The sequence below is a fragment of the Streptomyces sp. CRN 30 genome (genome assembly GCF_034105845.1).
Genome location: NZ_JAVRHI010000032.1, coordinates 1 through 12,461, shown reverse-complemented (window position 1 = coordinate 12,461; position 12,461 = coordinate 1). Strand labels below are relative to the sequence as shown.

At 73.4% G+C, this 12,461-nt stretch carries 10 protein-coding genes and 1 pseudogene; 4 read left to right on the top strand and 7 right to left on the bottom strand.

All coding sequences use genetic code 11. The features are described from left to right. From UW392_RS03500 to UW392_RS03490, 3 genes are all read left to right on the top strand, one after another. The coding region (locus UW392_RS03500; RefSeq protein WP_320773355.1) for a PP2C family serine/threonine-protein phosphatase at positions 1-1,125 on the top strand (1,125 nt) is incomplete at its 5' end. Positions 1,126-1,369: 244 nt separating this feature from the next. Next, positions 1,370-2,722 (top strand): VWA domain-containing protein, encoded by a 1,353-nt coding sequence (locus tag UW392_RS03495; RefSeq protein WP_320773354.1) that lies wholly within the window; start codon positions 1,370-1,372, stop codon positions 2,720-2,722. A 129-nt stretch (positions 2,723-2,851) separates the two neighbouring features. Then, positions 2,852-4,600, top strand: a complete 1,749-nt coding sequence (locus UW392_RS03490; RefSeq protein WP_320773353.1) for an FHA domain-containing protein — start codon at positions 2,852-2,854, stop codon at positions 4,598-4,600. 80 nt (positions 4,601-4,680) lie between these two features. Here UW392_RS03490 and UW392_RS03485 read toward each other — a convergent pair whose 3' ends face one another. Beyond that, complete coding sequence (locus UW392_RS03485) at positions 4,681-5,664, bottom strand: methyltransferase domain-containing protein (protein ID WP_320773352.1); 984 nt, start codon at positions 5,662-5,664, stop codon at positions 4,681-4,683. A gap of 90 nt (positions 5,665-5,754) precedes the next feature. Between UW392_RS03485 and UW392_RS03480 the strand changes: the two genes are divergently transcribed. Continuing rightward, positions 5,755-6,159 carry a globin gene (locus tag UW392_RS03480; protein WP_320773351.1) on the top strand — a complete coding sequence of 135 codons (405 nt, stop codon included), beginning with the start codon at positions 5,755-5,757 and terminating at the stop codon, positions 6,157-6,159. A gap of 109 nt (positions 6,160-6,268) precedes the next feature. On the opposite strand, the gene UW392_RS03475 is transcribed toward UW392_RS03480, so the two are convergent. The 6 genes and pseudogenes from UW392_RS03475 to UW392_RS03450 all read right to left on the bottom strand — a co-directional run. Next, positions 6,269-6,982: a hypothetical protein gene (locus UW392_RS03475; protein WP_320773350.1), complete on the bottom strand. Its 714-nt coding sequence runs from the start codon at positions 6,980-6,982 to the stop codon at positions 6,269-6,271. Beyond that, positions 6,979-7,413, bottom strand: a complete 435-nt coding sequence (locus UW392_RS03470) for a thioesterase family protein (protein ID WP_320773349.1) — start codon at positions 7,411-7,413, stop codon at positions 6,979-6,981. The genes UW392_RS03475 and UW392_RS03470 overlap by 4 nt, the downstream gene beginning before the upstream one ends. Before the next feature lie 2 nt (positions 7,414-7,415). Beyond that, positions 7,416-9,080, bottom strand: a complete 1,665-nt coding sequence (gene ettA, locus UW392_RS03465) for an energy-dependent translational throttle protein EttA (protein ID WP_320773348.1) — start codon at positions 9,078-9,080, stop codon at positions 7,416-7,418. 229 nt (positions 9,081-9,309) lie between these two features. Then, positions 9,310-10,731 carry a TQXA domain-containing protein gene (locus UW392_RS03460; protein WP_320773347.1) on the bottom strand — a complete coding sequence of 474 codons (1,422 nt, stop codon included), beginning with the start codon at positions 10,729-10,731 and terminating at the stop codon, positions 9,310-9,312. A 278-nt stretch (positions 10,732-11,009) separates the two neighbouring features. After that, positions 11,010-11,495, bottom strand: coding sequence for a single-stranded DNA-binding protein (locus UW392_RS03455; RefSeq protein ID WP_320773346.1), 486 nt, complete (start codon positions 11,493-11,495; stop codon positions 11,010-11,012). A 223-nt stretch (positions 11,496-11,718) separates the two neighbouring features. Continuing rightward, positions 11,719-12,461: pseudogene (locus UW392_RS03450) on the bottom strand (ATP-binding protein); the annotation flags it as partial.

The following is a 12,461-nucleotide window of genomic DNA, read 5'->3' as shown; positions in this document are numbered from 1 at the left end:
CCCCCGGCGTCGCCCGGCCCCGCGCCCGGCCCCGCGTCCGCCCCGGCCCGTCCACCGGGCGTACGGCTGGACCGGCCGGCCGAGCCGGACGAGTACCCCCTGGCCCCGCCCGTCCCGCCGATCCCGTCGAACCCGCCCCGGCCCGTCGACCCGCCCCAGCCCGTCGACCCGCGTACCACCGGGTCCGCCGCCACTCCCGCGGCGGCGGGGACCGGCACCTGCGTGGCCTGCCGCGCGGGGCGGGTGGACGGGGACGGTTACTGCGAGAACTGCGGGCACGCCCAGCCCCGTGAGCGCGATCACATGGAGCGCGAACTGGCCGCGGTGGCCGCGGTCAGCGACCGGGGCCTGCGCCACCACCGCAACGAGGACGCGTTCGCGGTCTCCGCCACCGCGCTGCCCGACGGCTCGCCCGCGGTGGTCGCCGTCGTCTGCGACGGCGTGTCCTCCGCCACCCGCCCCGACGACGCGTCGCTCGCCGCCTCGCGCGCCGCGAACGAGGCCCTGCTGGAGGCGCTGCCGCGCGGCACCCACCCGCAGCAGGCCCTGCACGAGGCGATCGTCGCCGCCGCCAAGGCCGTCGACTCCCTGGCCGAGGAGCCCGAGACGGTCCAGGAGCAGGCCCCGCACCAGAACGCGCCCGCCTGCACCCTGGTCGGCGCCGTCGTGACCCCCACCCTGCTGGTGGTGGGCTGGGTCGGGGACAGCCGCGTCTACTGGGTCCCCGAGGACCGCACCGCGCCCGCCGCCCGGCTGACCGAGGACGACTCGTGGGCCGCGCAGATGGTGGCCACGGGGCTGATGAGCGAGGCCGAGGCGTACGCCGACGAACGCGCCCACGCCATCACGGGCTGGCTCGGCGCGGACGCGTACGAACTGGAGCCGCACACCGCTTCCTTCAAGCCGGACCGCCCCGGTGTAGTGGTGGTGTGCACCGACGGGCTGTGGAACTACGCCGAGTCGCCCCGGGAGATGGCCGAGGCCGTCCCCCTCGACGCGGTGGCGCGCCCGCTGCACGCCGCGCAGGTCCTGGTGGGCCACGCCCTCGACGGCGGGGGCCACGACAACGTAACAGTGGCCGTGCTGCCGTTCCCGGCGGCGCCGCAGGGGGCAGGATCGGCCTGAGGGCACCCCGCGTGGGCGCCGTCCCGGCCGCCACGACGCGAGCGGTACGGCCGGCGCGAGGTCCGGTCGTACCGCCGGCCGCACAGCCGGCCATACAGCCACCGGTCGCACGACCGGTCGTACAGCCAGGGGACACGGCCGGCGCGGGCGCCGACCGAGGGACCGGAGGGGACCGGTCCGTTCACGCGGGCACCGTCATCGCCCCACGTCGCCGTGGGGGGCCTCGAGGGGGAGCAGACAGGGCATGGCCAATTTCTCCAAGTCGAACGTGCCGCAGTTCTCGATGGACGTCTACCAGAACGAGTACCTGCCCGAGGGGGGCCGCGAGGTCAACGCGATCGTGACGGTCGGCGCGACGGGCGGCGGCACCGTCGGCAGCGCGGTCACGGCGCCGCACCTGTACTCACCGGGCGAGGGACCGTCCGCGGCCGTCGCGATCATGGTCGACTGCTCGGGCTCGATGGACTACCCGCCGACGAAGATGCGCAACGCCCGGGACGCGACGGCCGCCGCGATCGACACCCTCCGCGACGGCGTCCACTTCGCGGTGATCGGCGGCACGCACGTGGCCAAGGAGATCTACCCGGGCGGCGGCCGGCTCTCCGTCGCCGACGCCACCACCCGCGGCCAGGCCAGGCAGGCGCTGCGCAGGCTGAGCGCCGGCGGCGGCACCGCGATCGGCACCTGGCTGCGGCTCGCCGACCGCCTGCTCTCCTCGGTGGACGTCGCCATCCGGCACGGCATCCTGCTCACCGACGGCCGCAACGAGCACGAGTCGCCCGAGGCACTCAGGGCCACGCTGGACGCCTGCGCCGGACGCTTCACCTGTGACGCGCGGGGCGTCGGCACCGACTGGGAGGTCAAGGAGGTCACCGGCATCGCGTCCGCGCTGCTCGGCACGGCCGACATCGTCGCCGACCCGGCGGGCCTGGCCGCCGACTTCACGCAGATGATGGAGGAGGCCATGGGCAAGGAGGTGGCGGACGTCTCGCTGCGGGTGTGGACACCGGTCGGCACGACGATCAGGTTCGTGAAGCAGGTGGCCCCCACGGTGGTGGAGCTGACCGGCCGCCGCACCGAGGCCGGCCCCCGGGCCGGGGACTACCCGACGGGATCGTGGGGCGACGAGTCGCGCGACTACCACGTGTGCGTGGAGGTGCCGCCCGCCGGCCTCGGCCAGGAGATGCTGGCCGCGCGCGTCTCGCTGGTGATCCCCGAACCCGACGGCTCCGTGCGGAACCTGGGCGCGCAGGGTCTCGTACGGGCCGTGTGGACCGACGACATGGCGGCCTCCACCTCGATCAACCCGCAGGTCGCGCACTACACGGGCCAGGCGGAACTGGCACAAGTCATCCAACAGGGACTGGACGCCCGCAAAGCGGGAGACACCGACGGGGCAACCGCCAAGCTCGGACGGGCCGTTCAGCTCGCGAGCGCCTCGGGCAATGCCGATACTGCGAAACTGCTCGCGAAGGTGGTGGACGTGGTCGACGCCGCGGCAGGTACTGTGCGACTGAAAGCGAAGGTCGCGGAGGCCGACGAGATGACTCTCGAGACCCGGTCGACGAAGACCGTTCGTGTGAAGAAGCAGCAGTAGCGGTAGCGGTAGCAGTAGCGAAAACAGCGAGGCCGACCTCACCAGAGGTTGGACAAAACCGGTCACACTGGCCCACCGTGGCCGAAATAACCGGCCGAACGGCCGGAGAGGAAAGGGGGACGCGCCGACATGCCGACCTGCCCGAACGGACACCAGTCGGGTTCCGACGACTGGTGCGAGGTCTGCGGTCACCGCATGCCCGGTGCCGTACCCCCGCCGCCTCCGCCGCCACCCCCGGCCCCCGGCTACGGCTATCCGCCGCCCGGCTCCTCCCAGCCGCCGCCCACCGCGGGCGGACGCCCGCCGCACCTGGGCGGCGCACCCGACTACGAGCCGGAGCTCTGCCCGCAGTGCCGCACGCCCCGTGAGGGCGGCGCGCCGTTCTGCGAGGAGTGCCGGTGGAACTTCCTGACCAACACGGCCACCACGTACACCCCGGCCGCGCCCCGTCCTTCGACCTCCGGGCCCGGTGGGCCGGGAGGACCGGGCGGTCCGGCGGGACCCGGGGGGCCTCAGGGGCCCATGGGTCAGGGCCCCGGGGGTCCTGGGCCCGGGCCTGGCGCTTTCGGTGGCCCTGGAGGACATGGTGGACCGGGTGGGCCCGGTGGACCCGGTGGCCCGAATCCGGCGCTCCGTTTCCAGCCGCCGGGGCAACCCTCCTACGGTGACGACGCGTACGAGTACCAGGGCTCACGGCCCTCGCAGGTGAACCGGCCCGCGGAGCCGATCCCGCCCGGGCCGCCCTTCGGCGACCAGTCCAGGCCGGGCGGACCGTTCGGCGACCAGTCGCGTCCGGGCGGTCCCTTCGGCGACCAGTCCCGGCCCGGTGGGCCGTACGGTGACCAGTCGCGTCCGGGCGCTCCCTTCGGCGACCAGTCCAGGCCCGGTGGACCCGGTGGACCCGGTGGGCCTGGTGGCCCGTCGGGTCCGGGTGACCCGGGCGGTCCCGGTGGTCCTGGTGGTCCGTCGGGGCAGGGTGGTCCGCCGCCGGGATTCGGTGATCCGTCGCGACCGGGTCCGCCGCAGCCCGGTGGGCCCAATGGACCCGTTGGGCCTGGTGGCCCCAGTGGACCCGGTGCACCCTCCGGTCCGGGTGGCCCCGGGGCCCCCGGTCTGCCGCAGGCGTTCCAGCAGGCGGGGCCGCCCGCTCCGCCGGCCTTCCCGCGCGAGACGGGCCACCCCGGGCCGGGCGGGCCCGGTGGCCCCGGTGGAGCCCCGCAGCGTGGCGGGCCGCCCTTCGGGGCCGCGGAGGACGACTGGGTGATCACGCCGCCGCCGTCGGGGCCGGGTGGCCCCGGTGGTCCTGGCGGCCCGGGTGGACCCTCAGGACCCGCGCAGGGGCACCCCCAGGGGTCCCCGCAGGGCCACGCGCAGAATCAGGGCCGCAACCAGGGCCAGGGTCCTGGCGGTTACGGGTACCCGCAGCCCGGCGGCACCCAGGCGCCGCCCGGTCCGGGGTACCCGCAGCAGCCCGCGACCTGGACGGCGACGATCGGCCCGGACCGCGACTACTTCATGTCGATGATGCAGCGTTCGGGGCCCGAGGCCGCGGGGCTCAACCTGCCCGCGTACTCCCCGGAGCAGCGGCGCACCCTGACCGGCAACCAGATCACCATCGGGCGTCGCCGGCACTCCACCGGTGACACCCCCGACATCGACCTGGCGGTCCCGCCGGAGGACCCGGGCGTCTCGCACCAGCACGCGGTCCTGGTCCAGCAGCCGGACGGCAGCTGGGCGGTCGTCGACCAGAACTCCACGAACGGGACCACGGTCAACCACTCGGAGGAGCCCATCCAGCCCTTCGTGCCGGTTCCCCTGCAGGACGGGGACCGGGTGCACGTGGGCGCGTGGACGACGATCACGATCCGGCGCGGCTGACCTCCCGGTCCCGCGCGACGCGGCAGGGCGCGTACGCGGCTCAGGGGCTCATGAGCTCACGGGCTCATGAGCTCACGGGCTCACGGCAGGGCCCACGCGTACGGCCCCTCCGGGTCGTCCAGCCACGCCCACGCGCGCCCACCGCTGACGGTGATCCCGTACCGCTCGCGCACCGGGTGGTCCTCACGGTCGAAGAGGGCGAGGGCCTCGTACGGGTCGAGACTGCCCGCGGCCAGGGTGAACAGGAACCGGAACAGTTCGTTCTCCCTGGCCCTGCGCGGCAGTCCGCCCAGCTGCGGGCGGCCCGGCTCCGTCCCCTCGCCGCCTCCGCGCAGCGGCACGAAGTACGCCGGCGTGTGCTGGAACCGCCCTTCGGCGTGCCCGGTGTCCCGTACCCGCAGCGTGACCAGCCCCGTGGCCAGCGGCGTCAGGATGCGGGCGCCCGGGGAGCACTGCGCCACCCAGGCGCGCGGGATCGAGGGCAGCGCGCAGGTCGCGATGATCCGGTCGTACGGGGCACGTTCGGGCACTCCGCGCGCTCCGTCACCGGTGAGGACGACGGGGTGGTACCCGGCTGCGTCCAGGTGCCGGCGTGCCCCCTCGGTGAGGTCGGGGTCCAGGTCGATCGTGGTGACCAGGTCGTCCCCGAGGCGGTGGGCGAGCAGAGCGGCGTTGTACCCGGTGCCGGCACCGATCTCCAGGACGCGATGGCCGTCCTCCACGGCCAGTTCCACCAGCATCTTCGCCATCAGTGAGGGCTGGCTGCTGGAGGAGATCAGCTCACCGTCACGGACCCGGGTGGCGAGCGGGGCGTCGGCGTACGCACCGCGCAGCCAGCGTTCGCGGCGGCGCCGGTCGCGGTCCTCGCCCCACAGCCGTTCGTAGCCGCCGAGGACGCCGATGAAGTAGTACGGCACGAAGAGGTGGCGCGGGACCGACGCGAACGCATCCCGCCAGACCTGGTCGTCGTCGAACGCCCCGCTCGCCTCGATCTCGCGCACCATGGCGGCGCGGGCCTGGGCCGCGAGGTCCTCCGGACCGTGGCCGAGCGCGTGCATGCCCATGACTCCACTGTGCTGCGTGCCACGCCCCGCGGCGAGCCGCCCGGTCCTAAGCCTTGAGTCCTCCGCCCTCCCGTCTGAGACGATGGAGGTGTGAGAGAGATACGGCGCGGCGAGCTTGCGGAGCAGTCCTTCTACGAGCAGGTCGGCGGCGAGGAGACCTTCCGGCGTCTGGTGCGCCGTTTCTACGAGGGCATCGCCGAGGACCCCCTGCTGCGGCCCATGTACCCGGAGGAGGACCTGGGCCCGGCCGAGGAGCGGATGCGGCTCTTCCTCATCCAGTACTGGGGCGGCCCCACCACGTACAGCGAGAACCGCGGCCACCCCCGCCTGCGGATGCGCCACGCCCCGTTCACCGTCGACCGGGCCGCGCACGACGCCTGGCTGAAGCACATGCGGGTGGCCGTCGACGAGCTCGGCCTCTCCGAGGAGCACGAGCGGACACTGTGGAACTACCTGACGTACGCGGCCGCCTCCATGGTCAACACGCAGGACTGAACACGAGTACACCGAGGCGCCGGGCATGCGCGCTCGCCTGGCCTGGAGCTGGAACGGGACCACATCGGTGTCCGGCCCGACGGCGGGACCACCGGCTGACCGTCAGCCGTCAGCGGCGCACGCTGACGTCCAGGGCACCCAGCCCCGCCCGGCGCACGGCGACCGACCCGTACGGTGTGCGCAGCCTCAGCCACGCCCCCGACGAGAAGAGCCCCAACTCACCCGCGTCGCCAGCGGAGCCGGAGGCGCCGGAGGCGGTCGCGCGGCGCGGCCGGAGGAAGCCCAGTGCCTGCGCCGCGTGCGCGGCCCGCACCGGGAGGCCGGTGGCGCCGATCGTCCGGGACCAGATCTCCCGCCCGATGCTGTCGAGTTCGGCCCGTGTGCGCCGCTCGGGCGCCAGTTGTCCCGTACGCGAGCGGAACTCCGCCACCACGGCGGCGACCAGGGTGCGGACGGCGTCCGGCTCCGGCAGCCCGGGCTCCGGCCGCCAGCCGCCGCGCGGGGGCAGCACCCCGGCCCACGGCGGCCCGGTGACCGCGGCGGGCACGACCGCGGTGGCCGCCGACTCGTCCACGGACTCCAGGAGCTCACCGGCCGACACGGTCACGTCGAGGCGATCGTCGAGCCCGGACCCGTACGGCTGCGCCAGCCGCGCCGCCCGGATCGCGAGGACCTCGAACGACGGCGGCCGCCCGAACACCGCGAGCTTCGTCCCGGCCGCCTGCAGGCGCACCGCTGCCGCGCGGTCGTAGTGGATCAGCCGCCCGAGGAAGGCGGCCAGGTCGGCCGCCTCCCCGGCGTCGGCGAGGTGGAGCACCGTCATGCCGCGACGGCCTCGTCCCCGTCACGATCGGCGCCCGCGGCGCCGTCGTCCGTGTACTCCTGGAGGAACTCCCGCTCGTCGGCGGTGATGCGGCGTGGGCGCTGCGCCTCGAAGTCGAACGGCACTATCACCGTCGACGCCCGGACGTAGACCTGGTCCGGGTCCTTGACCTCGTAGGCGAGCGTGAACGACGCCGCCCTTATCTCCGTGACCCACAGCTCGATGTCCACCGGGGTGTGCCGGTGGACGAGCTGGCGCTTGTAGTCGATCTCATGGCGCGCCACCACGGACCCCTGCTGGAAGTCCCTCTCCGGGCGGAACAGGAAGTTGATACGGGCTTCCTCCAGGTAGCGGAGGAAGACCACGTTGTTGACGTGGCCGTACGCGTCCATGTCCGCCCAGCGCAGCGGGCAGCGGTAGATGTGCCGCAAGATCAGCCCCGGGTCAGCTTCTTGTAGGTGGCACGGTGCGGCCGGGCCGCGTCCGCGCCGAGCCGCTCGATCTTGTTCTTCTCGTACGACTCGAAGTTGCCCTCGAACCAGAACCACTTGGACTCGCCCTCGTAGGCGAGGATGTGGGTCGCCACGCGGTCCAGGAACCAGCGGTCGTGGGAGACGACCACGGCGCAGCCCGGGAACTCCAGCAGCGCGTTCTCCAGGGAGGACAGGGTCTCGACGTCGAGGTCGTTGGTCGGCTCGTCGAGGAGCAGCAGGTTGCCGCCCTGCTTCAGGGTCAGCGCCAGGTTCAGGCGGTTGCGCTCACCGCCGGAGAGGACACCGGCCGGCTTCTGCTGGTCCGGGCCCTTGAAGCCGAACGCGGAGACGTACGCGCGCGAGGGCATCTCGACCTGGCCGACGTTGATGTAGTCCAGCTCGTCGGAGACGACGGCCCACAGCGTCTTCTTGGGGTCGATGTTCTCGCGGGACTGGTCGACGTAGGAGATCTTGACGGTGTCGCCGACCTTGATGGAACCGGAGTCCGGCTCCTCCAGGCCCTGGATCATCTTGAACAGCGTGGTCTTGCCGGCGCCGTTCGGACCGATGATGCCCACGATGCCGTTGCGCGGCAGTGTGAAGGACAGGTCGTCGACGAGGACCTTGTCACCGAAGGCCTTGTGCAGGTTGTTCACCTCGACGACCACGTTGCCCAGGCGCGGGCCCGGCGGGATCTGGATCTCCTCGAAGTCCAGCTTCCGCATCTTCTCCGCCTCGGCGGCCATCTCCTCGTACCGGGCGAGACGGGCCTTGGACTTGGCCTGGCGGCCCTTGGCGTTGGAGCGGACCCACTCCAGCTCGTCCTTGAGGCGCTTGGCGCGCTTGGCGTCCTTCTGGCCCTCGACCTTCAGACGGGTCTGCTTGGTCTCCAGGTACTTGGAGTAGTTGCCCTCGTAGCCGTGCAGGCGGCCGCGGTCCACCTCGCAGATCCACCCGGCGACGTTGTCCAGGAAGTACCGGTCGTGGGTGACGGCGACGATGGTGCCCTCGTACTTGGCGAGGTGCTGCTCCAGCCAGTTCACGGACTCGGCGTCGAGGTGGTTGGTGGGCTCGTCGAGGAGCAGCAGGTCGGGCGCCTCGAGGAGCAGCTTGCAGAGCGCGACGCGGCGCTTCTCACCACCGGAGAGGTTGACGACGGGCCAGTCGCCGGGCGGGCAGCCCAGGGCGTCCATGGCCTGCTCCAGCTGGGCGTCGAGGTCCCAGGCGTTCGCGTGGTCCAGCTCCTCCTGGAGCTTGCCCATCTCCTCGAGCAGCGCGTCCGAGTAGTCGGTCGCCATCAGCTCGGCGATCTCGTTGAACCGGTCGAGCTTGCCCTTGACCTCGGCGACACCCTCCTGGACGTTCTCCAGGACGGTCTTCTCCTCGTTCAGCGGGGGCTCCTGGAGCAGGATGCCGACGCTGGCGCCGGGCGCCAGGAACGCGTCACCGTTCGAGGGCTGCTCGAGACCGGCCATGATCTTGAGGATGGTGGACTTACCGGCACCGTTCGGACCGACCACACCGATCTTCGCGCCGGGGAGGAAGTTCAGCGAGACGTCGTCAAGGATCACCTTGTCGCCGTGCGCCTTGCGCGCCTTGCGCATGGTGTAGATGTACTCAGCCAAGAGAAACCGTCCGGCAGCTTGATATACGGCAGTGGGCAGTACCACCCATCTTGCCGCACGGCCACCCTCCGACGGAAACCGGAGCCTCGGGGTCCTCGGGCGGCCGCCGCCCGGAAAGGACGCGGCCCCGGGCGCCTGGGTGGCGTACCGGGGCCGCGTCACTCGCGTGGGTCACCGCGCGGTCACTCGCTGTCGAGTTGTCAAGGAACGGACGTCCCGTCCCCGCGCCTCACTCCTGCGCGGGTGCCTTCTTCCTGCCGACGAGGATCAGCGCGGCACCGCCGATCACGACGAGCCCGATGGCCGCGCCACCGATCAGGACGGTCGCCCCGGAGCTGCCGGTCTCGGCGAGGTCGGTGCCGCCGCCGACGGGGGCGGCCGCCGTGACCGGAGTGGGTTCGTCGAGCGTCTGGACCGTGGTCCCGTCCTCACCGGCCCTGGTCTCGGTCGCGGTCGCGCAGTCGAGCACGCCCCTGAACCGCTGCTCGAAGCCGTTCGGTCCCGTGATGGTGAAGTCGTACGCCTGGTCCTCCTGCACCGGAACCGTCACCGTCTCGGTCGCGCCCGCGGCGACGGTGTGCTCGGTGCCCACCAGCTCGAAGGTGAAGGGCTCGTCGCCGTGGTTGGCCGCCGTGATGTCCACGCCGCCCTCGGCGCAGTTCTTCTCGGCGGACAGCGCGGGTACCGCACCCGTCGTCGCCCAGTTCGCGGTGGCCGTCGCGGAGACCGTGGACTCGCTGGAACCGGCGAGTATCTGCGTCTGGCTGCGGGTCTCCGAGGCGAAGGCGCGGCCGACGGGGACGGTGGTGGAGGCCTGCACCGTCAGCGCGGCCGAACCGTCCGCGGCGTCCTCGGGCACGTCGAAGTACAGCTCGCTGCCGTCGCGTGCGGTGGTCACGGCCTCGCCGTCCTCCCCGACGACGCGCACCCCGTCGGCCACCGCGTCGGCGGGCGGCGTCACCGTCACGGAGTCGGCGTCGGTGTGGACCGTGACCGGGCCGAGGCGCTCGCCGGCCCGGCCGGAGACCGCCGGCGGGTCGAGGGTGAGGGACGCCTTCGGCTCCGCCAGCGTCCGCGCGCTGTCCTCCAGGTAGTCCGCGAGCTTCTCGGCCCGCGGGTTCACCGCGCTCACGTCGGCGCCGTCCGAGTAGCGCCAGATGGCCACCTGGGTGCCGGCCGCCGCGTCCTGCTCGGTCAGGCCGGCCGCCCCGGCCCGGTCGGCCAGGGCCGCGAGGTCGTTCACCTTCGGGTAGGAGTTCCGCAGGATCCAGCGGATCTTGCCCGCGTCCTCGTTGCCGCTCAGCGACGTGCCGCTCCAGGGGGTCTCCTGGTACCTGGCGTCCCGCTGCGTCGGGGTGTACAGGTCGACGCAGTACGTGTGCAGCGTGCCGCCGCCCTCGACGGACATCTCGAAGAGCCCGGCGGAGAGCGGCAGTTCCTCGCCGTCCTCGCGGACCACGGCGGCCCCGTACGTCTTCAGGCCGCCCGACGTGGCGGTCGCGCCGCCGGGGCTCTGGGGGGCCTCCTCGGCGACGGCCGTGCCCGCGGTGGCGACCGTGCCGGCGACGACGATCCCGGACGCCAGCGTCACCGCGGCGAGGCGGGCGGCGCCCCGTCTGCGCGCGGCCGGCGCGGAGAGCGTAGAAAACACAGGACTTCCCTTCGAGCTGGACCCTTTGCTGCGGCGGCGCGATTCCCTCACCGGCATCAACAGCCCCATGAGCTTTGCCCGGCATCCTAAGGAGAGCGGCGGACCGTTCTTCCCGGTCCCGAGGCCGGACGGCTGATCCGAATCGGAATCGTTATCGGTTGCACAGACCGTTCACACACGTGCTGAGCTGCGCTCGTCGAGCGCCGCAGGGGGCGCGTCCACCACGTTCGCCCCGACGGGCCGCCTCCCGATCAGGCCAGCCGGACCGGGATCCGACGTCAGGTCACCACCGCGCCGGCGAGGGGCCGTTGCGGGGTCGCGTCCGGCCGGCTCGCGGTCGGTGTCTCCCAGTTGGGCTCCGCCGTCGTACCCGGGTCCGCCTCCGCCGGGGCGCTCCTGGCCTCCCTGGCGTTGCGGCGGAACGCCGACGTGCCGCGGGCGAGGTCGTGCCCGATCGCCGTCGCGTCGACGTCCGCCCAGGTGCGGCTCTCGCCCTCCTCCGTCCGCTCGGTGCGCACCCTCAGCCGGCCCTGGACGACCAGCGGGTCGCCCACCGACACCGACGAGGCCACGTTCGCCGCGAGCGTGCGCCGGGCCCACACCGTGAAGAAGTTGGTGTGCCCGTCCGTCCACTCGTTCTTCTCGCGATCCCAGTACCGCGCCGTCACCGCCAGCCTGAACCTGGCCGAGGTGCCGAGGGCCGTCTCCTTGCACACCGGCCTGGTGGCCACGTTCCCCACCACGCACAACGTCGTCTCGTTCATCACGAACCCCTCCCGCGCCCGGCGCCGGGGCCGGACGGACACGCGCACGGGACCGTCCCGTACGGCTGCGTCCGGCGCGGACCACGTCCGCCACGGCCGCCGCGGGATCAGACTGCCGCCTCCGGGCCGGGTCCGCCGGGCCCTGTGCACAACCCCTGACCTGGGAAGAACTCCGTCACACGGAAGGGTGAAGACACCCGTGCCGGCGCGTGTGCCGCCGCGCTCACCGCACGGCCGTGGGCATTCCCAGCACCCGCCCGTACTGCTCCCGCACCTCCTGGTACCGCGACAGTTCCGCCGCGACGGGTTCCAGTACGCGGGCCCGCCCGCACCCGCCGGCCGCTTCCCGCAGCCGGACCTCCGCCTCCAGTCCGTACCGCCGGGCCGGACCGCGCGCCGCCAGTCTGCTGCCCCACTCGACGACCGGACCGCCGACGATGCCGGTCGCCATCAGCAACGCGGGCGACCCGAGGTTCGGCGGCAGCACCCCGATGATCTGCCCCACCAGCCAGAGCCCGCCGACGACCTGCAGGATCGTCATGGACGCCTGGGCCAGGACCGCCACCGGCCACCAGCCCGGCCGCGGCGGCCGCCCCCGCGGCTTCCCGGTCTTCGCCGTCAGCTCGTCCAGCGCCTCGGGCAGCCCCTCGCACCCGCGCAGCGCCGCTTCCCGCACGGCCAGCGCCCAGGGCCCGGGCAGCCCCGTGGCGGCCCGCTCGGACAGCACGCGCACGGCCTGCTCGACCCGCTGCCGGGCGGTGGCCTCCTCGTCCTCGGGCGCCGGGACGCACAGCCGCCCGGTCGGGGGCTCCCGGCGGTTCTGCAGCCACCGCCACAGCCGCAGCCAGGGCGTGCCGCACGCCCGGTTCGCGTTGCGCAGCCAGGCCCGTTCCGCCGCCTCGCCCACCGCGGTGGCGCCGACGGCGTCCGCCAGCCGGGCGGCGAAGCCGTCGCGCGCCTCGTCGT

What these genes read in the sequence shown, in the direction of transcription:
- UW392_RS03455 (WP_320773346.1), bottom strand. Translation starts at nt 11,495, where the DNA reads ATGAACGAGACGACGTTGTGCGTGGTGGGGAACGTGGCCACCAGGCCG.
- UW392_RS03485 (WP_320773352.1), bottom strand. Translation starts at nt 5,664, where the DNA reads ATGGGCATGCACGCGCTCGGCCACGGTCCGGAGGACCTCGCGGCCCAG.
- UW392_RS03495 (WP_320773354.1), top strand. Translation starts at nt 1,370, where the DNA reads ATGGCCAATTTCTCCAAGTCGAACGTGCCGCAGTTCTCGATGGACGTC.
- UW392_RS03475 (WP_320773350.1), bottom strand. Translation starts at nt 6,982, where the DNA reads ATGACGGTGCTCCACCTCGCCGACGCCGGGGAGGCGGCCGACCTGGCC.
- UW392_RS03490 (WP_320773353.1), top strand. Translation starts at nt 2,852, where the DNA reads ATGCCGACCTGCCCGAACGGACACCAGTCGGGTTCCGACGACTGGTGC.